Here is a 22,870-nt window from a genome sequence, read left to right on the forward strand (position 1 = left end):
CGCCAAGGCCCCCCTGTCCAGCCCCCGCAACCCCGCCGAGGCCGCGCTGGAAGCCTTGCGCCGCAAGATCGAGGCCAGTTCGGATTACGTCGGCCTCAGCTTTGCCGCCGAGGCCCGGGCCATGCATGACGGCGACCGCCCCGCCCGGGCGATCCATGGCGAGGCCCGCCCCGAAGAGGCCCGACGCCTGATCGAGGATGGCGTGCCCATCGCCCCCCTGCCCTTTCTGCCCCGCAAACGGACGAACTGACGCCTCGTACCGTCCCGCGCACCGCCCCGTCGCATCGGTCGAGAGGTTCGGTCCAAACCCCGCAGCCCCTTGCCCTTTCCGGCGCGCCCTCCTAAAAGCCCCGCCGACACGCACCCTTTGGCTGGAGGCCCTTGATGCCGCTTCTGGTAATGAAATTCGGCGGGACTTCGGTCGCCGATCTGGACCGGATCAGGAACGCCGCCCGCAAGGTGCAGCGCGAGGTTGATCGCGGTTATGATGTCATCGTCATCGTCAGCGCCATGTCGGGCAAGACGAACGAGCTGGTGGGCTGGGTCGAACAGACCTCGCCCTTGTTCGATGCGCGCGAATACGATGCGATCGTCAGCTCGGGCGAGAATGTGACCGCCGGACTGATGGCCCTGACCCTGCAGGAAATGGGCGTGCCCGCGCGCAGCTGGCAGGGCTGGCAGGTGCCGATCAACACCACCGCCGCCCATTCCGCCGCCCGCTTCGTGGATATCCCGCGCCGCAATCTGGATCAGAAATTCGCCGAGGGCTTCAAGGTTGCGGTCGTCGCGGGCTTTCAGGGCGTGGCACCGGACGGGCGCATCACCACGCTTGGACGCGGCGGGTCGGACACGACCGCCGTGGCCTTTGCCGCAGCCTTCGGGGCCGAGCGTTGCGATATCTATACCGATGTGGACGGCGTCTATACGACCGATCCGCGCATCACCTCGCGCGCGCGCAAGCTGCCGCGCATCGCCTTCGAGGAAATGCTTGAACTGGCGTCTCTTGGTGCCAAGGTGCTGCAGACGCGGTCGGTGGAACTGGCGATGCGCTACAAGGTGCGGCTGCGGGTGCTGTCCTCGTTCGAGGAGACCGACGAAAATTCCGGCACGCTGATCTGCGATGAGGATGAAATCATGGAATCGAAAGTCGTCAACGGCGTCGCCTCTTCGCGCGACGAGGCCAAGATCACGCTGGTCACGGTCGAGGATCGCCCCGGCATTTCCGCCGCGATCTTTGCGCCTCTGGCCGATGCGGGGGTGAATGTGGACATGATCGTCCAGAACATCTCGGAAAAGGATTACGACGATCACCCGGGATCGGTGACCGACATGACCTTTTCGGTGCCGATCAATCAGGTCGAACGCGCCAAGCGCGCCATGGAAGAGGCGCGCCAGTCGGGCCATATCGCCTATGACGAGCTGGTCGTGGATACCGAGGTCGCCAAGGTCAGCGTCGTGGGCATCGGCATGCGCAGCCATACGGGCGTCGCCGCGCGCATGTTCAAGGCGTTGGCCGATGAAAACGTCAACATCAAGGTCATCGCGACCAGCGAGATCAAGATTTCGGTCCTGATCGACCGGAAATACATGGAACTGGCCGTGCAGGCGCTGCATGATGCCTTTGAACTGGACAAGGCATAAGCCTTGCACGTTCGGCCCCGGACCGGGGCCCATAGGCAGGCGGAAGGCGGGCCCAGGCAATGCAGGATCGCACAGAAAGCGACTCGCGCAAGCTGCTGCGGCGGCTGAAAGACATTCTGGCGGCCGCAGGCGGCGGTCAGGATCGTCTGGACGAGATCACCCATCACATTGCCGATTCGATGGGAACCGAGGTCTGTTCGATCTATCTGTTCCGCGATGCCGACACGCTGGAGCTGAGCGCGACCGAAGGCCTGCGCCCGGAAGCCGTGCATCAGACCCGCCTGCGCCTTGGCGAGGGTCTGGTGGGCCGCGTCGCGCGGACGGGCCGCCATGTGAACACCGCCGATGCGCCGTCCCAGCCCGGTTTCCGCTTCATGCCCGAAACCGGGGAAGAGGTGTTCCCCGCCTTTCTGGGCGTGCCGATCCAGCGCGTCGGCGAACGCCTTGGCGTGCTGGTCGTGCAATGCGCCACCGCCCGCCAGTTCAGCGATGACGAGGTTTACGGCCTTGAGGTCGTCGCCATGGTGCTGGCCGAAATGACCGAACTGGGCGCCTTTCAGGGCAGCCATTCCGACAGCCTGCCGCAGGCCCACCGCTTTCCCCTGATGCTGCGCGGCGCCACCGGGCAGGAAGGCGCGGCCGAGGGGCATGTCTGGCTGCACGAACCCCGCGTGGTCGTCGCCAATCCGGTGGGCGACGATCCCGATAAGGAACATGCCCGCCTGCACGAAGGCGTGGAAACGCTGCGCCTGACCGTCGACAAGATGGTCGCCGCCGCCGATATGGGCGGCGAGGGCGAACATGCCGCCGTGCTGGAAACCTATCGGATGTTCGCCCATTCGCGCAGCTGGCTGAAGCGGATGGAAGAGGACATCCGCCTTGGCCTGTCCGCCGAGGCCGCCGTCGAAAAGGAACAATCCGCCGCCCGCGCCCGGCTGGAAATGGCCGCCGATCCCTATCTGCGCGACCGGCTGCACGATCTGGACGATCTGTCGAACCGCCTGCTGCGCATCCTGACCGGGCAAGGCAGCGATACCGGGGCCGAAATGCCGGTCGATCCGATCCTTGTGGCGCGCAATATCGGCCCGGCGGAACTGTTGGAATATGGCCGCCGGTTGCGCGGCGTGGTGCTGGAGGAAGGGTCGGTCGGCAGTCATGCCGCGATCGTCGCGCGGGCGCTGGCCATTCCGCTGGTCATCCATGCGGGTCGCATCACCTCCGAGGCGCTGAACGGCGATGCGATTCTGGTCGATGGCGATCAGGGCGTGGTGCATCTGCGCCCCGAGGAATCGGTCGCCAAGGCGTTTCAGGACAAGATCGCCATGCAGGCCGAGGCGCAGGACCGCTATGCCAGCCTGCGCACCCTGCCCGCCACCGGCACCTGCGGCACGACGGTCCAGCTGTACATGAATGCCGGGCTGATGGCCGACCTGCCCTCGCTGGAGGGGTCGGGGGCCGAAGGGGTGGGCCTCTTCCGCACCGAATTGCAGTTCCTGATCCGCAGCCATGTGCCGCGCCGCGCCGAACTGGCGGGCCTGTATGCCCGGGTGATGGACAATGCGCAGGGCAAGCCGGTGATCTTCCGCACGCTGGATATCGGGTCCGACAAGGTGCTGCCCTATATGAAGCCGCAGGACGAACCCAATCCGGCGATGGGCTGGCGGGCGATCCGGGTCGGTCTGGACAAGCGCGGCGTCTTGCGGATGCAGCTGCAGGCGCTGATCCGAGCATCCGTCGGGCGGCCGCTGCATGTGATGTTCCCCTTTGTCGCCGACATCACAGAATACGAGGCCGCGCACCGCATCCTGATGCAGGAACTGGCGCGCGAACAACGGCTTGGCCACGCGATGCCAAGCGATATCCGGGTCGGCGCCATGTTGGAAACGCCGTCCATGGCCTTTGCGCCCAAGCGGTTCTTCGAGATGTGCGATTTCATCTCGATCGGCGGCAATGACCTGAAACAGTTCTTTTTCGCCGCCGACCGGGAAAACGAACGGGTGCGGCGGCGCTATGACACGCTGTCAGTGTCCTTTCTGGCGCTCTTGCGCCAGATCATCGCGCGTTGCGACGAGGCGCGGGTGCCCTTGTCCTTTTGCGGCGAGGATGCCGGGCGCCCGATCGAGGCGCTGGTCTTTGCCGCCCTTGGCATCCGGCGGCTGTCGATGCGCCCGGCCTCGATCGGGCCGGTCAAGCATCTGATCCGCCGCGTTGACATCGCCGGATTACGCAACGTCATCGATCAGGCCGAGGCCGAGGGGCTGACGACGGTCCGCGCCCCGGTTACCGCATGGCTGGCCCGCCAGTAAGCAAGGGACCGCCAGCAAACAAGGCATTGACGGCAAGGAATCGACCGGCCGTTTCACTCTTGCTTGCAAGGGCGTTCCCGGTCGATAAGCTGACGACTTGGTGAGCAAGCTTGCTGCGCTGCGGCAAGATGCCTATACTTCAACGGTTCCATCGAGACATTCCCACACATGAAGCGCCGTCAATTCCTTAATGCCGCCACAGCCCTTGCCGCAGGCGGTTCGCTGATGGCGGTCCCCGCTCAGGCGCAGGCCCCTGCCGACGATCAGCCGGCGGGCTTTGGCCCGCCCGCGCCGGCGCCGTTCGATTTCGAACAGGTCGCCGCGCTGGCCGAGGAGCGGTCCTTGCGGGTCTATGTCCAGCCGATCTCGGAACTGGTCGGCACCTTTGCCGATCTGGATTACGACGATTATCGCGGCATCCGCTTTCGCCGCGATCTGGACCCGCTGGCCGGTCATACCGCCTTTGGCGTGGACCTGCTGTCGCCCGGTTCGATCTTTTACGAACCGGTCCAGATCAATCTGGTCCGCGACGGCGTCACCCGCCCCATCCCCTTCGACCCCGAGATGCTGGAGTTCGATCCCGCGCAATTCCCCGATGGCCCCGATCTGAACACGATCGGCAATATGGGCTGGTCGGGCTTTCGCATGCGTACGGTTCTGAACCGTCCCGGCATCATGGACGAGTTCGCCGTCTTTCAGGGCGCCAGCTATTTCCGCGCCGTGGCGCGTGGCACGCTGTATGGCCTGTCCGCCCGCGGTCTGGCGATCAAGACCGGCAGCCCGGATGGCGAGGAATTTCCGCTGTTCACCGATTTCTGGATCGTGGAACCCGAACCGGGCCAGCACACCGTCCGCATCTATGCGATCCTCGACAGCCGGTCGGTTGCCGCGGCGTTCCAGTTCGATATCTCGCCCGGTGCGGTGACGATGGTGCGCACGCGCGTGGCGCTGTTCCCGCGCACCGATCTGCGCGAAACCGGAATCGCGCCGCTGACCTCGATGTTCTGGTTCAGCCCGGCCTCGCGCCGCGAGGTCGACGATTACCGGCCGGCCTGCCATGACAGTGACGGGTTGCAGATGCAGACCGGCGCGGGCCAGTCGCTGTGGCGCGGGCTGATGGCACCGCGCAAGATCCAGCTGTCCAGCTTTGTGGACACCAACCCGCAGGGCTTTGGTCTGGTCCAGCGCCCCCGCGATTTCGAGACCTATCAGGATGCCGAGGCGATGTATCATCTGCGCCCCTCGGCCTGGATCCAACCCGACGGGGACTGGGGCGAGGGCGAGGTGCGGCTGATCGAGATCCCGGTCGAGAACGAGTTCAATGACAATATCGTCAGCTATTGGCTGCCCAAAGAGCCGCTGATCCGGGGCGAACGCCGCGAATTCCGCTATCGGATGAGTTTCGCGGCCCTGCCGCCAAGCGAGTTGCCCCTTGCCAAGGTGCGGCAGGTCCGGTCGGGCCGGTCGATCAATGTCGAAACGACGCGCAGCTATGTCATCGATTTCGATCTGGGCATGTTCCGCGAAACCCTGCCGAATTATCAGGTCAGCGCCTCGGACGGGCGGATCGTGCATGCCTATATCAAGGCGTTGCCCGAACAGAACGCCCTGCGGCTGGCCTTTGAATTCGAGCCGGGCCGCATCGAGCTGGCCGAATTGCAGGCCGTGCTGACCGATCCCGACGGGCTTGCGCTGAGCGAGACCTGGCTGACGCGCTGGACCGCATGACCCTGGCCCCCGACATGCCGCAGGCAAGCGGCCCCGACGCGGTGACGGATCGGGCGGCAGATCGGGCGGCGGGCCGGGGCGTGACCCCGGCCATCGTGCCGCCGCTGGCGCCGCTGGCGATGCCGGTGCAGGATTTCGCGGCGGCACCGCACGGCGGGCCGGGTCGGCAGACCAACGGCCTCAGGGTCTGGCTGGCACGGCTGATCGCCTTTGGCGGCATGGCGGCGCTGGCCGTCATCGGCTTTACTCAGATGCTGGCGGCCTTTGGCGCCAATCCGACGCCGATGCAGATCGCCCTGCTGGTGCTGTTCGTGCCGACATTCGCATGGGTCGGGTTTTCCTTCTGCGGCTCTCTGGCGGGGTTTCTGGCCCCGGCCCTGACCACCCCCGACGGTCCAAACGAGGCGCGGCTGGTGGTCGTCATGCCAATCTATCACGAGGATGTGGCAGTCAGCACCGGCTTGCTGGTGGCCCTTGCGCGCGAGATGGACGCCCTTGGCATGACCGGGGCCGAGATCTTCGTGCTGTCCGACACCCGCAATCCCGATATCGCGGTGAACGAGACGCTGGTGATCGATGCCGCCCGCGCCCTGTCGCCCTTGCCGATCTGGTATCGCCGCCGCCTGACCAACGAGGATCGCAAATCCGGCAATCTGGCGCAATTCGTGCGCAACTGGGGCGGACGCTATGACCAGATGGTCGTGCTGGACGCCGACAGCGTGATGTCGGGCGCCACGATCAAGGCGCTGTCGGCGCGCATGAATGCCGATCCGCGCATGGGCCTGATCCAGACCATGCCGATGCTGGTCGGAGGCGAGACGATCTTTGCCCGGCTGACCCAGTTCGCGGGCCGGGTCTATGGCCCGATGATCGCGCGCGGCGTGGCCGCATGGTCGGGCAATACCGGCAATTACTGGGGTCACAACGCCATCATCCGGGTCGAGGCTTTTGCCCGCGCCTGCGGTCTGCCCACCCTGCCCGGCCAGCCGCCCTTCGGCGGTACCATCCTCAGCCACGATTTCGTCGAGGCGGCGGCGATGTGCCGTGCCGGATGGACCGTGCGGCTGGATCACGACCTGCGCGGCAGCTATGAGGGTTGCCCGCCGACGCTGCTGGACATGGCCGCGCGGGAACGCCGGTGGGCGCAGGGCAACCTGCAGCATTCCCGCCTGCTGCGCATCCGCGGCTTGCGCGGTCTCAGCCGGGCGCATTTCATCATCGGCATCATGGGCTTTCTGATGAGCCCCCTGTGGCTGGCGCTGATCCTTGTGGGTCTGGTCCTGTCGGCCACGGTGCTGTTGTCCACGCCGGAATATTTCCCGAACGCTTATCAGCTGTTTCCCGAATGGCCGGTCTTTGACAGCCGCCGGATGCTGTGGCTGTTCGCGGGCGCGATGACGCTGCTGCTGCTGCCCAAGTTCATCGCCACCTTCCGCGCCTGGATGCGGCCTCTGGCGCGCAATTCCGGTGGCCGGGTGCGCATCTTTACCAGCGCGATCTTTGAAACCATCCTGTCGGCCCTGATCGCGCCCGTGCAGATGCTGGTTCAGACCCGCCAGATCTTCGAGATCCTGTCGGGCCGCGACAGTGGCTGGGACGCGCAGACCCGCGCCGGATCGATGCCCTCATGGGGGGTCGTGGCGCGCCATCACTGGGCGCATGTGGTGCTGGGCGCGCTGACGCTTTTGGTGCTGGCGACGTTTTCGCCCGAACAGCTGATCTGGCTGTCGCCGATTTTGGCCGGGCTGATCCTGTCGCCGCTGACCTCGCGCCTGTCGGCCAGCCCGGTCTTTGGCCGGTGGGCGCGGCTGCGCGGGCTGCTGGTCACCCCCGAGGAACGCGATCCCCCCGCCATCCTGACCGAGGCCGCCGCGATTTCGCGCAGCCTGCCCCGCCCGGTGCCGGGCCGGAACGGGTTGATGCGGCTTGGGGATGATCCCGACCTGCTGGCCCGCCATGTCGCCATGCTGGCGCCGCTGCCCGATGATCTGCCGCGCCCGTTGCGGCTGGCCCGCGTCACCGCAGGCGCCAAGATCGACCATGCCGCGACGCGCGCGCAGGCGCTGGACGATCTGGACGCGCCCGAGACCGACGCCATGCTGCTGGACCCGACGCTCCTGACCCGGTGGAGCCGCCTGCCCGCATGAACCGTGTTATCGCGCTGGATATGCTGCGCGGCTATGCGCTGGTCAGCATCATGGTCAACCACATGCCGATCTCGGCGATGCGGCATGTGACGCTGCCCAATTTCTCGATCTTCGATGCGTCCGAGATGTTCGTGCTGCTGTCGGGCTTTCTGGTCGGCATCGTCTGGCGCGGCCTCGAGGCGCGCGAGGGGCGCCGCATGGTGCAGCGCCGCTTTGCCCGCCGTGCCTTCGAGGTCTGGCGCGCGATGATTATCGGTGCCGTGCTGATGGCGCTGCTGTCGGCGGCGCTGCTGGCCGTGGACCGGCCCCATACGGCGATCTGGAACCAATATGCGATCTGGGTGCTGGAAAATCCGCTTGGGTTCATCGGCACGGTCGCGACATTCTGGGTGCAGCCCAACATCATCGATGTGCTGGCGGTCTATGTGATCCTGATCACCCTGTCGCTGATCGTCGTGCCCGCGATGCTGCGCTGGCCGTGGCTGGTGGCCCTCGGCTCGGTGGCCCTGTGGTGGCATGCGCCACAGCTGAACGCGATGGTGCCCAATCACCGGGTCGAAAACGGGTTCCTGTTCAACCCGTTCGGCTGGCAGATGCTGTTCTATACCGGCGTGGCGATGGGATTGTTCCGCCAGCGGATCATGGAAACCCTGTGGCCGTGGCGCCATGTGGTGACCGTGCTGGCCTTGGGCATGTTCGCCTTTGGCAGCGCCATCGTCATCGGCGCCCGCATCGGCGAACCGGCGCTGGAGTTTCGCCGCGCGCTGATGCAGGTCTATGGCACGATCGACAAATGGAGCCTGGACGGCACCCGCTATCTGGCCATCGTCGCCGCCGCATGGCTGGTGGCGGTGCCCTTGGCGCGAGTGATGGAAAAGCTGGCCGCCACCCGCCCCGGTGTCGCGCTGCAGCAGATCGGCAAGGGCGGGCTGTTTTCCTTTGTCGCCTGCGTGCTGCTGTCGGTGCTGGGCGATGCGTTTCAGATGACCCCCGCCGATCAGCCGATCTGGCAGCGGCTGATGGTCGATCTGTGGGCCTGTCTGACGCTATGGTGGCTGTCGGCCCTGTGGCTGGATTTTGGCGCCCCGTGGCAGCGCGCCCTGAAAGACCGCCGCGCCGCCAGAAAGCGCCCCGCCTGACGGGCCCTCAGGGGCAGGAGGCCTCGGCCTCGACAGGACGGGCTTGGCGGGTCGTGGTGGCGTTGTAGTCGATGATGGCGTTCCAGCGCGGGTTGTCGTCCATCACATGGCGCCGCGCGCCCCAGAACCCGGCGCGGCCCGGACCTGCCACCTCGACAAAGACGTTGAAGAATTCGCCCCCGGCTTCGGCAAAGCGGGTCAGGGCCTGCGTGTACAACTGGCCCATCTGGTCCGAGTAATGAAACCGCGTATAGAAATTCAGCAGACCGGGATCGGCCTCCAGCGCGTCATGGTCGGGGGTGACATGGCTGCCCCCCTCGTACATGACCAGCGCCAGCCCGGCATCGTCGGCAATGGCCTTCTGCGCCTCCCACATGGCTTGCAGGCCATCCATCGTGGTCCCGGCCTCCTCGCCCGACACATGACGACCGTCCAGCACCTGTTCGGCCATCAGGGCGAAGGCCTGTGGTTCGCCCATCTCGCGCCATGACTGGATCAGGGGCACATTGGCCGGACGCCCGAGGCCACCGTCGAAATAGCCGGTGACGGCATAGGCGTCGAAATGCGTCTTGGGCGGCTGGCGCCCTGTTTCGGCGGCGACCCACAAGGGGGCGTCCAGCGCCGAATGGTTCAGATCGATCCATGCGGTATGGGCGGTGATGACCTTGCGATAGCGGCTGGCATCGCAGCCATAGACCGCATCCAGCAGCACGGCCATATCTGCCGACTTGCCGCCATAGACCTGCATCCAGCCGTCGCCTTGGCCCGGCCACAAGGCCTCGGCCTGCTGCAGCGCCCAGTGGCACTGTTCGAACTGGAAATTCCAGACCTCGTTCGAATATTCGTAATAGGCGCGCAGCCCGGGGTCCAGATTGTCGCGGACATAGCTGGCAAAGCGGGTGATGTAATCGTCGGTGGCCAGATGCGGAAAGCAGAACCACGGATCGACGCCCAGATCATTGGCAAGGGTCACCATCACCTCGACCGGCACGCCGAATGTCCAGGTGGCCGAGGTCAGGGTGGGCCGGTCGGACCAGTCCGACACGGTGCTGTTGTTCGTGGCCATCCAGTCCATGAACCGGATCACCCCAAAGCTGCGGATCAGGTCCAGCCAGACGGGGCGAAAGATCTGACCGTCGTCATGGGCGGCCTGCAACGATGCGTGGATGCAGCGGAAATTGCGTGCCGGATTGCCCGGGGCCAGATCGGACAGATCGACCACCACGATCCCGCTATCCGAGGTTTCATAGTCGAATTCGGCCCAACCCTCGCCCTGCGTCACATTCGTGCAGGTGCCGTTGATCGCGACGGTGGCCGCGCCGTCCCACGTCATCCGGTAATGGCCGCTCAGGCTGGTATCGTCGGCCGCCAGGTCGCACAGGATCACCGTACCGACCGAGGTCGCATCATCGGGGATGCTGACGGGCCAGCCGCCTTCGTCCAGATGCCCGCCCTCGGCCAGCTGAGCATGGGTGTGGGACACGAATTCGTCGGGCCTGCGGCCCATCCATTCCCGGCTGTGGCGGAAGACGTCGATGAAGGGCTGCGCAGCCTCCCAATCGGCGATGCCGGACAATCCGACCGCGACCGGCACGGGCCCCGCAGCGCCCGTGCCCTGCGCAAGGGCCGCCCCGCCGCGTCCAAGAACCGCCACCGGAATGGGAAGACAGGCGGCAGCGCCCAGCAAAAGAAGGCTACGTCGTTTCATAAGGCATCCCTGATTGGTCTTTAAACGTCGCAGGGAATTGCCCGCTAGTCGAGACGGTTTATCCACAATTCCCTGCGACATAGGCGCGAATCGGGGGCCGCACGGGGGCGACTGCGATCACCAAAGTGCCGCAAAACCGGTCGGACCATCAAAGATGAACCGGATCATTTGCAGAATTTGCCCAAACGGTAAGGTTTTCCACCGTTTCACTTCGCGGCTGCATGGCGTCTGATCGGGCTGTTCCGTGAGTGGTGACATTTCGGTGTCAGGAACAGGCGGCGTCAGGTTGGGTTGCCTTGACCGGCGCCGCCACCGAGCAGACCCGGGACAGAAAAATGCCGGCCGCCGGAGATATCCGGGGCCGGCATTGTCAGTCGCGATCAGATCAGAGGGGGATCAGGCGCCGCTGAGGGTCTTAGCGACCTCGGCTGCGAAATCCTCTTCCTTCTTCTCGATGCCTTCGCCGACGGCGACGCGGGCAAAGCCCACGATGGTGGCGCCCTGTTCCTTGGCGGCTTCCGCCACGGTCAGGTCGGGGTTGATGACGAATTTCTGACCGGTCAGCGTGACCTCTTCAAAGAACTTCTTCATCCGGCCTTCGATCATCTTGGCGATGACGGCATCGGGCTTGCCCGATTCGCGGGCCTGCTCGGTCAGAACCTGCTTTTCACGCTCGACCAGAGCGGGGTCCAGATCGGCCTCGCCAAGCGAGGCGGGCGCAGTGGCCGCGACATGCATCGCGATCTGACGACCGATCTCGGCATTGCCGCCGTCCAGACCGACCAGAACGCCGATCTTGCCCATGCCATCGGTGGCCGCGTTATGCACATAATGCACGACGGTCGGCGCAGTCACGACGACCATGCGGCGCAGGGACATGTTCTCGCCGATCTTGGCGATCGCGTCGGTCAGGATTTCCGAAACGGGCTTGCCGTCGATCGTCGCGGCCTTCAGCGCCTCGACATCGTCGACCTCAAGCGCGGCCTGGGCGATCTTGCGCACCATGGCCTGGAATTCTTCGTTCTTGCCGACGAAATCGGTTTCCGAGTTCACCTCGACCGCGACGCCCTTGCCATCCTTGACGGCGACGGCGACCAGACCTTCGGCGGCCACGCGGCCCGATTTCTTGGCGGCTTTCGACAGACCCTTGGCGCGCAGCCAGTCGACGGCGGCTTCCATGTCGCCTTCGGTCTCGGTCAGGGCTTTCTTGGCGTCCATCATGCCTGCGCCGGTCATCTCGCGCAGTTCCTTCACCATCGCTGCGGTGATTGCCATATCCGTCTCCTCTGTGATCAACGCGTCAGGCGGGGCATATCCCCGCCTGACGACAATTCGATGAAATGGGGTTGATCCCTGCGGATCAGGCCTCGGCCACAGCCTCTTCGGCGGCGGGCGCGTCTTCCATCAGCTCTTCCGGTGCATCGGCCAGCGAGCCCAGATCGACGCCCGAAGCGCCCATATGCGCGGTCATCCCGTCAAGGGCGGCGCGGCTGACCAGATCGCAATAGAGCGAGATGGCGCGGGCCGCATCGTCATTGCCCGGAATGATATAGTCGATGCCATCGGGCGAGCAGTTGGTGTCGACCACGGCCACGACCGGAATGCCCAGCTTTTTGGCTTCCAGAATGGCAAGGTCTTCCTTGTTCACGTCGATGACGAAGATCAGGTCGGGAAGGCCGCCCATGTCGCGGATGCCGCCAAGCGAGGCTTGCAGTTTCGATTGCTCGCGCTCCAGCTGCAGGCGCTCTTTCTTGGTCAGGCCTTCGGCGCCACCGGCCATTGTCTCGTCGATCGCCTTCAGGCGGTTGATCGACTGGCTGACGGTTTTCCAGTTGGTCAGCGTGCCGCCCAGCCAGCGGTGGTTCATATAGAACTGTGCCGACTTTTCAGCCGCCTCGGCGATCGAACGCTGAGCCTGACGCTTTGTGCCGACGAACAGCACGCGGCCGCCCTTGGCGACCGTATCGCGCACGACCTGCAGGGCTGCGTCCAGCATGGGCAGCGTCTGCGTCAGGTCGAGGATGTGAATGCCGTTGCGGTCACCATAGATGAACTCGCCCATACGGGGGTTCCAGCGTTGGGTCTGGTGACCATAGTGAACGCCAGCTTCCAAAAGCTGACGCAGCGTGAATTCGGGAAGCGCCATGACAGTGTCCTTTCCGGTTTGCGCCTTGGCAAGGGATCTCAGGGCGAATGCCCCAACCGGTGGACCTTGTGCGGATATCTCCCGCAAAAGGCCCGCCCCTGCCTGTGAAGTGAGCGCGCCTTAGACCGCGCACGCCGCCGATGCAAGCGGATTCGCAAATCGCGCGCCCCGGGGCATGGTCCGATAGCGTTAACAAAGACGCCCCGGGGGGCTGTCTTTCGCTTGCATCGTCGTGGGCTTTCGGTTCAGGTTCGGGGCGATTTTTCCCGACCTGCAGGTGCGCCATGACCCCCGAAATCCAGTCGCAGAAAACCAAGGCCCTGTGCCAGCTGGCCCCGGTGATCCCGGTCATCGTCATCCGCGATGCCACCCGCGCCGCCGATCTGGCCCGCGCGCTGGTCACCGGCGGATTGCCGGTGCTGGAGGTGACGCTGCGATCCGACGCGGCGCTGGACGCGATCCGCGCCATGGCGGGGATCGAGGGCGGGCATGTCGGCGCGGGCACCGTGCTGACGCCCGACGACGCCAAACGCGCCAAGGATGCGGGGGCGAAATTCGCCGTCTCTCCGGGCCTGACCGACCGCCTGATCGCCGCCTGCGCCGATCTGGAACTGCCGCTGCTGCCGGGCGCCGTCACCGCCTCCGAGGTGATGCGGGCGTCCGAGGCGGGCTTTGACATGCTGAAATTCTTTCCCGCCGAGGCCGTGGGCGGGGCGCCCGCGCTGAAGTCGCTGGCAGGCCCGCTGCCGCGCATCAGTTTCTGCCCGACCGGCGGCGTGTCGCCCCAGAATGCCCACAGCTATCTGTCGCTGCCCAATGTGATCTGCGTGGGCGGCAGCTGGATCGTCACCGATGCCGATGTCGCCGCAGGCAACTGGCAGGCGATCGAGGACCGCGCCCGCACCGCCGCCGCCCTGCCCCGCGGCTGACGGGCATCATGAGCGATCTGGCGCGCGCCCGCCGAAACACCCTGATCCTTGTGCTGGCTCAGGCGATTCTGGGCGCGCAGATGTCGGTCATCTTCATCGTGGGCGGGCTGGCGGGGCAGATGCTGGCCCCGAACCCCTGCATCGCGACCCTGCCCCTGTCGATGATCATTCTGGGGTCCGCGCTGTCGGCGCGGCCCCTGTCGCGCTTCATGCAGGCGCGGGGGCGGCAGGCGGGGTTCCTGCTGGCCGTGCTGGCCGGAGGCCTGGGGGCGGCGGTGGCGGCTTCGGCCTTGTGGATCGGGTCGTTCTGGCTGTTCATGGCGGGTTCCATGCTGACCGGCATCTATATGTCGGCCCAGGGCTTCTATCGCTTTGCCGCGACCGATACCGCGCCCGAGGATTACGCCCCCCGCGCGATCAGTCTGGTCATGGCGGGCGGTCTGGCCGCCGCGATCATCGGCCCGGCACTGGTGCGGCTGACCAGCGATCTGACCGTCGTGCCGTTCCTGGCCACCTATCTGGCGGTGATCGCGCTGAACCTGACGGGGCCGTTCCTGTTCGCCTTTCTGGACATCCCGCGTCCACCCGCCCCCCTGCCCGGCGCCGCCGCCGGGCGCCCGATGGGTCAGATCCTGCGCAGCCCCGCCATCGCCGTGTCGATGATCTGCGCGATGGTGTCCTATGCGCTGATGAACCTGGTGATGACCTCGACGCCGCTGGCGGTGGTGGGCTGCGGCTATGACACAGCCGATGCCGCCAATATCGTCAGCGCGCATGTGCTGGCCATGTTCGCCCCCAGTTTCGTGACCGGGTATCTGATCACCCGCTTTGGGGCGGAACGGATCGTCGGGCTGGGGCTGGTCATTCTGGCCTCGGCCGGGGCGGTCGCCCTGTCGGGCATCGCGTTGGAGCAGTTCTATGTCGCGCTGGTGCTGCTGGGGATCGGCTGGAACTTCGGCTATATCGGCGCGACCACCATGCTGACCCGTGCCCATGCCCCGTCCGAACGGGGCCGGGTGCAGGGGATGAACGATTTCGTGGTCTTTGGTGGGGTGTTCCTGGCCTCGCTGTCGTCGGGCGGGCTAATGAACTGTTCGGGCGGAACCGTGCAGGCGGGGTGGAGCGCGGTCAATCTGGCGATGCTGCCGTTTCTGGTGCTGGCCGGTGCGGCGCTGATCTGGCTGGTGATGCGGCCAAGACCGGCGTGAGGATTGTGGCGGCGTGAGGACCGGGGGGTTCACACCCCCGGACCCCTGTGGGATATTTTCATGAAGAAGAAGCGCTAGATCAGAGTTTTTTGTTCCGGCGCTGCGGGTTTGCGGCGTTTGGGTTTGTCGGGGGCGCCCTCGGGGCGGACCGGGATGCGGCGGTCGCCTGCGAATTGCAGCTCCAGTCGCGGGGATTGCTGCGCGGCCTCGGGGGCGGTGACGACGCGGCCATCGGGGGTGCGCACGATCACGAAGCCGCGGCGCAGGGTTTCGTCGGGCCCAAGCGACTGGCGCATCCGGTCAAGGCGGGTCAGCGCATCGCCGCGTTGCGACAGGGCGCGGCGCAATCCGGCACCGAGGCGACCATCCAGTTCGACCAGCCGGGCGCGCTGCTGCCGGGTGGCACTGCGGGCCACAGCCTCGACCCGCTTCAGAGAGCTGTCCAGACGTTCCTGCAACTGGGTCAGGCGGTCGCGGGGGCGTTCCAGACGGCGGCTGCGGGCCACGTCCAGCCGGGTGGCCGCGCGGTCCAGCCCGTGGCGCTTGGCGGCGGTGAACTGGCGCAGCGTGGCCGCAGGCATGGGCCGGGCCGCCAGCCGGTCGCGGCGCCGGTGCAGCGACTGGCGCAGGGCCGGGTCCAGCCGCGCGCCCCACAGGTCCAGACGCTGACGCGGCCCTTCGGTCAAGGCCGAGGGGCGGCCCATCGCGCGGGCCAGATCGCGCAGCCTTTGGCGCGGGCGTTGCAGCCCATGGGCATTGGCGCGGGCCATGCGGGCGCCAGCCTCGGCCATCCGCGCGGCCAGCTCGGCCCGGACGGGGACGGCGATTTCTGCAGCGGCCGTCGGCGTCGGCGCGCGCCGGTCCGAGGCGAAATCGATCAGCGTCGTGTCGGTCTCATGCCCCACCGCCGAGATCAGCGGGATGGCGCTGTCGGCGGCGGCGCGCACGACGATCTCTTCGTTGAAGCCCCACAGATCCTCCAGACTGCCGCCGCCCCGCGCGACGATGATCAGATCGGGACGCGGCACCGGGCCATCATCCCCAAGCGCGTTGAAGCCCCGGATCGCGGCGGCCACCTGCGGCGCGCAATCCTTGCCCTGAACCGCCACCGGCCAGATCAGAACCCGGGTCGGAAAGCGTTCCCGCAACCGATGCAGGATGTCGCGGATCACCGCCCCCGAGGGCGAGGTGACCACCCCGATCACGCGCGGCAGAAACGGCAGGGCGCGCTTGCGGTCCTGATCGAACAGCCCCTCGGCGGCCAGTGCGCGGCGGCGCTTTTCCAGCATCGCCATCAGCGCGCCCTGCCCCGCAGGTTCGATCTGATCGACGATCATCTGATATTTGGACTGGCCCGGAAAGGTCGTCAGTCGGCCCGTGGCGATGACCTCCATTCCCTCTTCCGGGGTCTGGATCAGCCGCGCTGCCTGACCCTTCCACGTCACGGCGGCCAGCACGGCCCGGTCGTCCTTGAGATCAAAATACAGATGCCCGGAGCCGGGCCGCGACACACGCCCGACCTCGGCCCGGACCCGGACGCGGCCGAACTGATCCTCGATGCTGCGCTTGAGGGCGCCCGACAGTTCGGACACGGTAAAGGCATGGGCATTGTTGCCAGCGGCCCCGTCATCCGGGGCATCGTCATCGATCAGGTCCATCCGGGCAGGTCCATGCAGCTTGTTCCCCTTGGCCCACCAGACTAGAACGCCGCAAGGTCAAGCGAAAGGGCGGCAGATGAATATCCTGATCCTGGGCGGCGGCGGGCGCGAACATGCGTTGGCATGGGCCATCCGGCAAAACCCGAAATGCGACCGGCTGATCGTGGCGCCGGGCAATGCGGGCATCGCGGGGGTTGCGGAATGCGCCGATCTGGACGTGCTGTCGCGCGCCGATGTGCTGGAATTCGCCCAAGGCAACGCCGTGGATTTCGTCGTCGTGGGCCCCGAGGCACCGCTAGCCGCCGGGGTCTCGGATGCGCTGCGCGAGGCCGGGTTTCTGGTCTTCGGCCCCTCGCAGGCCGCCGCCCAGCTGGAGGCGTCCAAGACCTTCACCAAGGAAATCTGTGACGCCTGCGGGGCGCCCACGGCAGCCTGGGCGCGGTTCACCGATGCGGCGGCGGCGCGCGAAGACGTGACCGCACGCGGCGCGCCCATCGTGATCAAGGCCGACGGGCTGGCGGCGGGCAAGGGCGTCACCGTGGCCGAAACCATCGATCAGGCGCATGCCGCCATCGATTCCATCTTTGACGGCGAATTCGGCGAAATGTCGGTGGTGATCGAGGATTTCATGCCCGGCGAAGAGGCCAGCTTCTTCATCCTCAGCGACGGGACCGACTGCCTGCCCATCGGCACCGCGCAGGACCACAAGCGGGTGGGCATGGGCGATACCGGCCCCAATACCGGCGGCATGGGCGCCTACAGCCCTGCGCCGGTGCTGACCCCCGCGCTTCAGGATCAGGTCATGGATCGCATCGTGCGCCCGACCATCGCAGAAATGGCGCGACGCGGCACACCGTTTCAGGGCGTCCTCTATGCCGGGCTGATGATCAGCGACGGACAGGCGCGGCTGGTCGAATACAATGTCCGCTTCGGTGATCCCGAATGTCAGGCCCTGATGATGCGGCTTGGCGGACAGGCGCTGGACCTGCTTCTGGCCTGCGCCGAGGGGCGGCTGTCGCAGACCGGCGTCACCTGGGCCGATGATCACGCGCTGACCGTGGTCATGGCTGCCCAAGGCTATCCCGGCCCCTATGCCAAAGGCACCGAAATCCGCGGCCTGAAAGCCCTGCCCGAAACCAGCTTCCAGATGACCTTCCACGCCGGAACCGCCGAACGCGACGGCACCATCATCGCCACCGGCGGGCGCGTGCTGGGCTGCACCGGACGCGGCGCGACCCTGGCCGAGGCGCATCAGCGTGCCTATGCTCTGATCGACGCCATCGACTGGCCGCAAGGCTTCTGCCGCCGCGACATCGGCTGGCGCGCCCTCTAGCACCCCCAGCCCCTTCATCTTGGCAAAAATATCCCCGCCGGAGGCATCCGGCAGGGACACAACACCCGCCCTCAGATCGGCGAATACAGCCCCTCATAGATCGGCAGCAGCGTGTCCGTCTCGAACAGGCTGCTGACCGAGGTGCCGTTCCAGATGTTCAGGATCGCTTGGGTGAACATCGGCGCGGTGGGCACGATGCGGATGTTCGGGGCATTCTTCACCGCCTCGGTCGGCTGGATCGAATCGGTGATGACCAGCGATTTCATGATCGAATTGCTGACCCGCTCGACCGCCGGACCCGACAGCACGCCATGGGTGATATAGGCATGCACCTCGGTCGCGCCGTTATCGATCAGCACCTGTGCCGCCTTGACCAGCGTTCCGGCGGTGTCGCAGATATCGTCCACGATGATGCAGGCCTTGCCCGACACGTCGCCGATCACCGTCATCTCGGCGATCTCTCCGGCCTTTTCGCGGCGCTTGTCCACGATGGCCAGCGGTGCGCCGATCCGGGTCGCCAGTTCGCGCGCGCGCGCCACCCCGCCCACATCCGGCGACACGACCATCAGATCGCCCATCCGGCCCTTAAAATGATGCTGGACATCCAGCGCAAAGACCGGGGCGGCATAAAGGTTGTCCACCGGCACGTCGAAGAAGCCCTGGATCTGCGCTGCATGCAGATCCAGCGTCAGCACCCGGTCCACACCCGCCTCGGTCAGCAGGTTGGCCACCAGCTTGGCGCTGATCGGCGTGCGGGCCTTGGCGCGGCGATCCTGCCGGGCATAGCCGAAATAGGGAATCACCGCCGTGATGCGCGCAGCCGAGGACCGGCGCAGGGCGTCGGTCATGATCAGCAGTTCCATCAGGTTGTCATTGGCGGGGTTCGAGGTCGGCTGGATGATGTACATATCCTCGCCCCGGACGTTCTCATAGACTTCGACGAAGATCTCGGCATCGTTGAAGCGTTCGACGCGGGCGTCCAGCAGACTGACGCTCATGCCGCGATGCATGGACATGCGCCGCGCGATGGACTGGGCCAAGGGTCGGTTGGCATTGCCGGAGATCAGCTTGGGTTCGGTCATGACGGGCATGGGGGGCGGGCCTTTGGAAGGTTGCGTCAGATTGCGGTTGGCTTAGCACCGGGCTAGCCTGCGGGCAAACCAAGAAGGACAAAGCCATGGCACATATCGACTATTATCTGGGGACGATCAGCCCGTGGTGCTATCTGGCGGGCGACCGGCTGGAAGCCATCGCTGCCCGCCACGGGGCACAGATCACCTATCGCCCGCTGGATCTGCTGCAGCTGTTCGACCGGACGGGCGGCATCCGGCCCGCGAACCGCCATGCCAGCCGCATGGAATACCGCACGCAGGAACTGACCCGCTGGTCTGCGCATCTTGGCCTGCCCCTGACCCTCAAGCCCGCGCATTGGCCGGTGAACATGGCGCCCTCGTCCTATGCGGTGATTGCCGCGCAGGATGCGGGGGGCGGCGATCTGGGCGGGCTGGTGCAGGGATTCCTGCGCGCGGTCTGGGCGGAAGATCGCGACATCAGCGATGATGCGGTGATTCGCGACATTCTGGGCGCCCATGGCTTTGATCCGGCGCTGGCCGACAAGGGTCTGTTCGTGGGCGCCGAAACCTATGGCCGCAATCTGGAACAGGCGGTTGCCGCCGGAGCCTTCGGCGCCCCCTTCTATGTGGTGCGCGAGACGGATCAGCGGTTCTGGGGTCAGGACCGGCTGGAGTTTCTGGACCGTCATCTGGCGCAGCGCGCGGACGCCGCATGAGCGGCCTGCATCTGCGCCATTGGCCGGGCGATCCCGACCGGCCCGCGCTGGCGCTGCATTGCATGATGGGCAGCGGGTCGGGCTGGGGCGCCATCGCCCGGGGTCTGGACGGGCTGGTCGATCTGCGCGGTTTCGACATGCCCGGCCATGGGCGCAGCGATGACTGGGCCCCGGCCCCCGACGGCCCCGATTATCACACCGCCGTCACCCGGCTGGCGGCGGCGATGATCGGACGACCGCTGGACCTGATCGGCCACAGCTTTGGCGCGACCGTGGCCCTGCGCATCGCGGTCGCCGCCCCCGAGGCCGTGCGCAGCCTGACATTAATCGAGCCGGTGCTGTTCGCCGCCCGCCCCGATCCCGCACAGGACGCGCTGGATGTGCAGCTGGCCGAACGGCTGGCCGCGGGGCAGGACGAACAGGCGACAGCCGGGTTTCTGGCGGTCTGGGGCGCCCAGCCCCTGTCGCGCATGCCGCCCGAGGCGCAGGCGCTGATGACCCGGCAGATCCGGCTGATCGCCGCCACCCATGACGCGCTGCGCCATGACAGCGCCCGCATCCTGCGCGATGGGGGCCTCGAATCCATCGCCGCCCCGGTCATGCTGATCCAAGGCGCGGACAGCCCGCCGGTGATCGCGGGGATCGCCGAGGCGCTGGCGGACCGCCTGCCCGATGTCGGGCGGGCCACCGTGCCGGGCGCCGGGCATATGGCACCCCTGACCCATCCCGCACAGGTGGCCGGGCTGATCGCCGTCAATCTGGAACGGGCTTAAAGGGTAAAGTCCTGTTCGTCCGGCAGCGCGCCGATCGCCATCCAGGCGACGCGCATCCGGGCCACCCGGGTATCGCCCCAGGTCTTGAACACCAGATCGAACCCCGAGGCGGTGACGTTTTCCACCGCCAGATCGCCGCGCAGGTTCCGACTGCTGTCCAGATCCCACATGTCGGGCGACACATGGACGACCGGCGGCATCAGGAACCGTTCGGAATAGGTGATGCGGTTGCGGATCTGGCGTTCGCCCTCGTCTGTCCACATCGGGCCCTGCGTGTCGAAATCCGACACAAGGATCACATCACCGCGGCAGACGCCGATCTCGTTGCTGGTAAATCGAAGCATACATCATTCCCTGACCACGCCAACACTGACTGCCCGGTGGTCTAGCGACGGCTTGCGCAAAAAGAAAGGCCCCGGCGCATCGCCGGGGCCTGACAGGATAGCCATGCCTTCCCGGTGATCAGTCGGGCACGGTCGATTGTTTCGGGTCCAGCCCGATATGAGTGCCAAGCGCCTGCATGTCGCCCAGCAGCTTGACGGCAGCGGTCACGACCTCTTCGCCGACATGCTCGCGACGCTCGGTCGCGCTGCGATGGACGCGGTGGGCGTCCTTCATCATGTCGTTGAAGACCTCTTGCGTGATCTCTTCGCGTGGGTGGCCCCGCTCGGCCAGCAGGCTGACCGAATCGGCGTTGATCTCGGCAAAGCCGCCGGTGACGGCGAATTCGCTGGAACTGCCATCGGCCCCGATCAGCGTGACCATGCCCGGACGCAGGGTCACGATGGTGGGCGCATGGCCGGGCATGGCGGTCAGATCGCCGTCATTGCCCGGCAGGCGCACCTCGCGCACGGGAACGGACGCCAGGCTCCGCTCCGGTGACACGAGGTCGAACTGCATGGTATCGGCCATCTGGATCCCCTTACGCGGCTTCGGCGGCAAGGCGCTGTGCCTTGGCCTTCACGTCCTCGATATCGCCGACCATATAGAAGGCGCCCTCGGGCAGGTGATCGTATTCACCCGCAACGACCGCCTTGAACGAGGCGATGGTCTTTTCCAGCGGCACCTGAACGCCGTCGGACCCGGTGAACACCTTGGCCACATCGAAGGGCTGCGACAGGAAACGCTGGATCTTGCGCGCCCGGGTCACGGTCAGTTTGTCCTCTTCGGACAGTTCGTCCATGCCAAGGATGGCGATGATGTCCTGCAGCGACTTGTATTTCTGCAGGATGCCCTGAACGTCGCGGGCCACCTGATAATGCTCTTCGCCCAGGATCTGCGGATCCATCAGACGAGACGAGCTGTCCAGCGGGTCCACAGCCGGATAGATCCCCAGTTCCGAGATGGCCCGCGACAGGTTGGTCGTGGCATCCAGGTGGGCAAAGGTCGTGGCCGGCGCAGGGTCGGTCAGGTCATCGGCCGGAACGTAAACGGCCTGGATCGAGGTGATCGAGCCGTTCTTGGTCGAGGTGATGCGTTCCTGCATGACGCCCATATCGGTCGCCAGCGTCGGCTGATAGCCCACGGCGGACGGGATACGACCCAGCAGCGCCGAAACTTCGGAGCCTGCCTGCGTAAAGCGGAAGATGTTGTCCACGAAGAACAGGACGTCCGTGCCCGAGGCGTCGCGGAACTGTTCGGCCAGAGTCAGACCGGTCAGGGCAACGCGCATGCGGGCACCCGGCGGCTCGTTCATCTGGCCATAGACCAGCGCCACTTTGGATTCGGTCAGGTTGTCGGGAACGATGACGCCCGATTCGACCATCTCGTGATACAGATCGTTGCCTTCGCGGGTCCGCTCACCAACACCGGCGAACACGGAATAGCCCGAGTGCACCTTGGCAATGTTGTTGATCAGTTCCATGATCAGAACGGTCTTGCCCACACCGGCGCCGCCGAACAGGCCGATCTTGCCGCCCTTGGAATAGGGCGCCAGCAGGTCGATGACCTTGATGCCGGTGACCAGAATTTCCGAGCTGGTCGCCTGCGACGCAAAGTCGGGGGCGGGCTGGTGGATCGCGCGGGTTTCCGACGCGGCCAAGGGCGCACCTTCGTCCACCGGCTCGCCGATGACGTTCAGGATGCGGCCAAGCGTCACGTCGCCGACCGGCACCATGATCGGGCTGCCGCTGTCGGTTACAGCCGCGCCGCGGACCAGACCTTCGGTCGCGTCCATGGCGATGGTGCGCACGGTGTTTTCGCCCAGATGCTGAGCCACTTCCAGCACCAGTTTCTTGTCATTGTTCATGACGGTCAGCGCGTTCAGAATTGCCGGCAGTTCGCCTTCGAACCGCACGTCCACGACGGCCCCGATGACCTGCGTGATTTTACCCTTGGCATCAGCCATGTGTCACCTCTGATTTAC

Annotated in this window: 19 protein-coding genes; 11 read left to right on the forward strand and 8 right to left on the reverse strand. The window is 66.1% G+C overall.

Annotated elements, in window-relative coordinates; all coding sequences use genetic code 11:
• The 6 genes from EG885_RS05935 to opgC form a co-directional block, all read left to right on the forward strand.
• Positions 1-250, forward strand: a 250-nt coding sequence (locus EG885_RS05935) for a DUF1178 family protein (RefSeq protein ID WP_131573566.1), incomplete at its 5' end; no start/stop codon positions are given.
• A gap of 134 nt (positions 251-384) precedes the next feature.
• A complete protein-coding gene (locus EG885_RS05940; protein WP_131573567.1) occupies positions 385-1,641 on the forward strand; it encodes an aspartate kinase in 1,257 nt (418 codons plus the stop codon).
• A 59-nt stretch (positions 1,642-1,700) separates the two neighbouring features.
• The gene (gene ptsP / locus EG885_RS05945; protein ID WP_131573568.1) at positions 1,701-3,947 is read left to right on the forward strand and encodes a phosphoenolpyruvate--protein phosphotransferase; all 2,247 of its coding nucleotides are present in this window, start codon (positions 1,701-1,703) and stop codon (positions 3,945-3,947) included.
• A 225-nt stretch (positions 3,948-4,172) separates the two neighbouring features.
• A complete protein-coding gene (locus tag EG885_RS05950; RefSeq protein ID WP_242679526.1) occupies positions 4,173-5,675 on the forward strand; it encodes an OpgD/OpgG family glucan biosynthesis protein in 1,503 nt (500 codons plus the stop codon).
• Positions 5,672-7,822: a glucans biosynthesis glucosyltransferase MdoH gene (gene mdoH / locus EG885_RS05955; RefSeq protein ID WP_131573570.1), complete on the forward strand. Its 2,151-nt coding sequence runs from the start codon at positions 5,672-5,674 to the stop codon at positions 7,820-7,822. The genes EG885_RS05950 and mdoH overlap by 4 nt, the downstream gene beginning before the upstream one ends.
• Positions 7,819-8,961, forward strand: coding sequence for an OpgC domain-containing protein (gene opgC, locus EG885_RS05960; protein WP_131573571.1), 1,143 nt, complete (start codon positions 7,819-7,821; stop codon positions 8,959-8,961). The genes mdoH and opgC overlap by 4 nt, the downstream gene beginning before the upstream one ends.
• A 7-nt stretch (positions 8,962-8,968) precedes the next feature.
• On the opposite strand, the gene EG885_RS05965 is transcribed toward opgC, so the two are convergent.
• The 3 genes from EG885_RS05965 to rpsB form a co-directional block, all read right to left on the reverse strand.
• Positions 8,969-10,669 carry a hypothetical protein gene (locus EG885_RS05965; RefSeq protein WP_131573572.1) on the reverse strand — a complete coding sequence of 567 codons (1,701 nt, stop codon included), beginning with the start codon at positions 10,667-10,669 and terminating at the stop codon, positions 8,969-8,971.
• 396 nt (positions 10,670-11,065) lie between these two features.
• The gene (tsf, locus tag EG885_RS05970; protein WP_131573573.1) at positions 11,066-11,944 is read right to left on the reverse strand and encodes a translation elongation factor Ts; all 879 of its coding nucleotides are present in this window, start codon (positions 11,942-11,944) and stop codon (positions 11,066-11,068) included.
• Between the two features lie 85 nt (positions 11,945-12,029).
• A complete protein-coding gene (gene rpsB, locus EG885_RS05975) occupies positions 12,030-12,815 on the reverse strand; it encodes a 30S ribosomal protein S2 (RefSeq protein WP_131573574.1) in 786 nt (261 codons plus the stop codon).
• Positions 12,816-13,099: 284 nt separating this feature from the next.
• On the opposite strand from rpsB, the gene eda reads away from it, so the two are divergent.
• Positions 13,100-13,744 carry a bifunctional 4-hydroxy-2-oxoglutarate aldolase/2-dehydro-3-deoxy-phosphogluconate aldolase gene (eda, locus tag EG885_RS05980; protein ID WP_131573575.1) on the forward strand — a complete coding sequence of 215 codons (645 nt, stop codon included), beginning with the start codon at positions 13,100-13,102 and terminating at the stop codon, positions 13,742-13,744.
• 8 nt (positions 13,745-13,752) lie between these two features.
• On the forward strand, positions 13,753-14,952 hold the full coding sequence (locus EG885_RS05985) for an MFS transporter (RefSeq protein WP_131573576.1): 1,200 nt from the start codon (positions 13,753-13,755) through the stop codon (positions 14,950-14,952).
• A 74-nt stretch (positions 14,953-15,026) separates the two neighbouring features.
• On the opposite strand, the gene xseA is transcribed toward EG885_RS05985, so the two are convergent.
• Positions 15,027-16,610 (reverse strand): exodeoxyribonuclease VII large subunit, encoded by a 1,584-nt coding sequence (gene xseA, locus EG885_RS05990; RefSeq protein WP_131573577.1) that lies wholly within the window; start codon positions 16,608-16,610, stop codon positions 15,027-15,029.
• 76 nt (positions 16,611-16,686) lie between these two features.
• Between xseA and purD the strand changes: the two genes are divergently transcribed.
• Complete coding sequence (gene purD, locus EG885_RS05995) at positions 16,687-17,943, forward strand: phosphoribosylamine--glycine ligase (RefSeq protein ID WP_131573578.1); 1,257 nt, start codon at positions 16,687-16,689, stop codon at positions 17,941-17,943.
• A gap of 71 nt (positions 17,944-18,014) precedes the next feature.
• Here the strand turns inward: purD and EG885_RS06000 are convergent, their stop codons facing one another.
• The gene (locus EG885_RS06000; protein WP_131573579.1) at positions 18,015-19,034 is read right to left on the reverse strand and encodes a ribose-phosphate pyrophosphokinase; all 1,020 of its coding nucleotides are present in this window, start codon (positions 19,032-19,034) and stop codon (positions 18,015-18,017) included.
• An 86-nt stretch (positions 19,035-19,120) separates the two neighbouring features.
• Here EG885_RS06000 and EG885_RS06005 point away from each other — a divergent pair, with 86 nt between their 5' ends.
• Both EG885_RS06005 and EG885_RS06010 read left to right on the forward strand, forming a co-directional pair.
• On the forward strand, positions 19,121-19,732 hold the full coding sequence (locus EG885_RS06005; protein WP_131573580.1) for a 2-hydroxychromene-2-carboxylate isomerase: 612 nt from the start codon (positions 19,121-19,123) through the stop codon (positions 19,730-19,732).
• Positions 19,729-20,505: an alpha/beta fold hydrolase gene (locus EG885_RS06010; protein WP_131573581.1), complete on the forward strand. Its 777-nt coding sequence runs from the start codon at positions 19,729-19,731 to the stop codon at positions 20,503-20,505. Before EG885_RS06005 ends, EG885_RS06010 begins: the two co-directional genes overlap by 4 nt.
• Here EG885_RS06010 and EG885_RS06015 read toward each other — a convergent pair.
• The 3 genes from EG885_RS06015 to atpD form a co-directional block, all read right to left on the reverse strand.
• Positions 20,502-20,849, reverse strand: a complete 348-nt coding sequence (locus EG885_RS06015; protein ID WP_131573582.1) for an H-type lectin domain-containing protein — start codon at positions 20,847-20,849, stop codon at positions 20,502-20,504. The genes EG885_RS06010 and EG885_RS06015 overlap by 4 nt on opposite strands.
• Positions 20,850-20,967: 118 nt before the next feature.
• Entirely contained in the window at positions 20,968-21,417 is a 450-nt protein-coding gene (locus EG885_RS06020; RefSeq protein WP_131573583.1) for a F0F1 ATP synthase subunit epsilon, read from the reverse strand.
• A 10-nt stretch (positions 21,418-21,427) separates the two neighbouring features.
• Entirely contained in the window at positions 21,428-22,852 is a 1,425-nt protein-coding gene (atpD, locus tag EG885_RS06025; RefSeq protein ID WP_131573584.1) for a F0F1 ATP synthase subunit beta, read from the reverse strand.
• Positions 22,853-22,870: the final 18 nt, after the last annotated feature.

The sequence above is a fragment of the Paracoccus nototheniae genome (assembly GCF_004335005.1).
Taxonomy (GTDB): domain Bacteria; phylum Pseudomonadota; class Alphaproteobacteria; order Rhodobacterales; family Rhodobacteraceae; genus Paracoccus; species Paracoccus nototheniae.

Bases quoted from the DNA above. Each gene is read 5' to 3' on its own strand.
- tsf (WP_131573573.1), bottom strand. From the start codon at position 11,944: ATGGCAATCACCGCAGCGATGGTGAAGGAACTGCGCGAGATGACCGGC.
- EG885_RS06020 (WP_131573583.1), bottom strand. From the start codon at position 21,417: ATGGCCGATACCATGCAGTTCGACCTCGTGTCACCGGAGCGGAGCCTG.
- EG885_RS06015 (WP_131573582.1), bottom strand. From the start codon at position 20,849: ATGCTTCGATTTACCAGCAACGAGATCGGCGTCTGCCGCGGTGATGTG.
- EG885_RS06010 (WP_131573581.1), top strand. From the start codon at position 19,729: ATGAGCGGCCTGCATCTGCGCCATTGGCCGGGCGATCCCGACCGGCCC.
- EG885_RS06005 (WP_131573580.1), top strand. From the start codon at position 19,121: ATGGCACATATCGACTATTATCTGGGGACGATCAGCCCGTGGTGCTAT.
- mdoH (WP_131573570.1), top strand. From the start codon at position 5,672: ATGACCCTGGCCCCCGACATGCCGCAGGCAAGCGGCCCCGACGCGGTG.
- EG885_RS05985 (WP_131573576.1), top strand. From the start codon at position 13,753: ATGAGCGATCTGGCGCGCGCCCGCCGAAACACCCTGATCCTTGTGCTG.
- xseA (WP_131573577.1), bottom strand. From the start codon at position 16,610: ATGGACCTGATCGATGACGATGCCCCGGATGACGGGGCCGCTGGCAAC.
- EG885_RS05940 (WP_131573567.1), top strand. From the start codon at position 385: ATGCCGCTTCTGGTAATGAAATTCGGCGGGACTTCGGTCGCCGATCTG.
- EG885_RS06000 (WP_131573579.1), bottom strand. From the start codon at position 19,034: ATGCCCGTCATGACCGAACCCAAGCTGATCTCCGGCAATGCCAACCGA.
- eda (WP_131573575.1), top strand. From the start codon at position 13,100: ATGACCCCCGAAATCCAGTCGCAGAAAACCAAGGCCCTGTGCCAGCTG.
- EG885_RS05965 (WP_131573572.1), bottom strand. From the start codon at position 10,669: ATGAAACGACGTAGCCTTCTTTTGCTGGGCGCTGCCGCCTGTCTTCCC.
- atpD (WP_131573584.1), bottom strand. From the start codon at position 22,852: ATGGCTGATGCCAAGGGTAAAATCACGCAGGTCATCGGGGCCGTCGTG.
- opgC (WP_131573571.1), top strand. From the start codon at position 7,819: ATGAACCGTGTTATCGCGCTGGATATGCTGCGCGGCTATGCGCTGGTC.
- EG885_RS05950 (WP_242679526.1), top strand. From the start codon at position 4,173: ATGGCGGTCCCCGCTCAGGCGCAGGCCCCTGCCGACGATCAGCCGGCG.
- purD (WP_131573578.1), top strand. From the start codon at position 16,687: ATGAATATCCTGATCCTGGGCGGCGGCGGGCGCGAACATGCGTTGGCA.
- ptsP (WP_131573568.1), top strand. From the start codon at position 1,701: ATGCAGGATCGCACAGAAAGCGACTCGCGCAAGCTGCTGCGGCGGCTG.
- rpsB (WP_131573574.1), bottom strand. From the start codon at position 12,815: ATGGCGCTTCCCGAATTCACGCTGCGTCAGCTTTTGGAAGCTGGCGTT.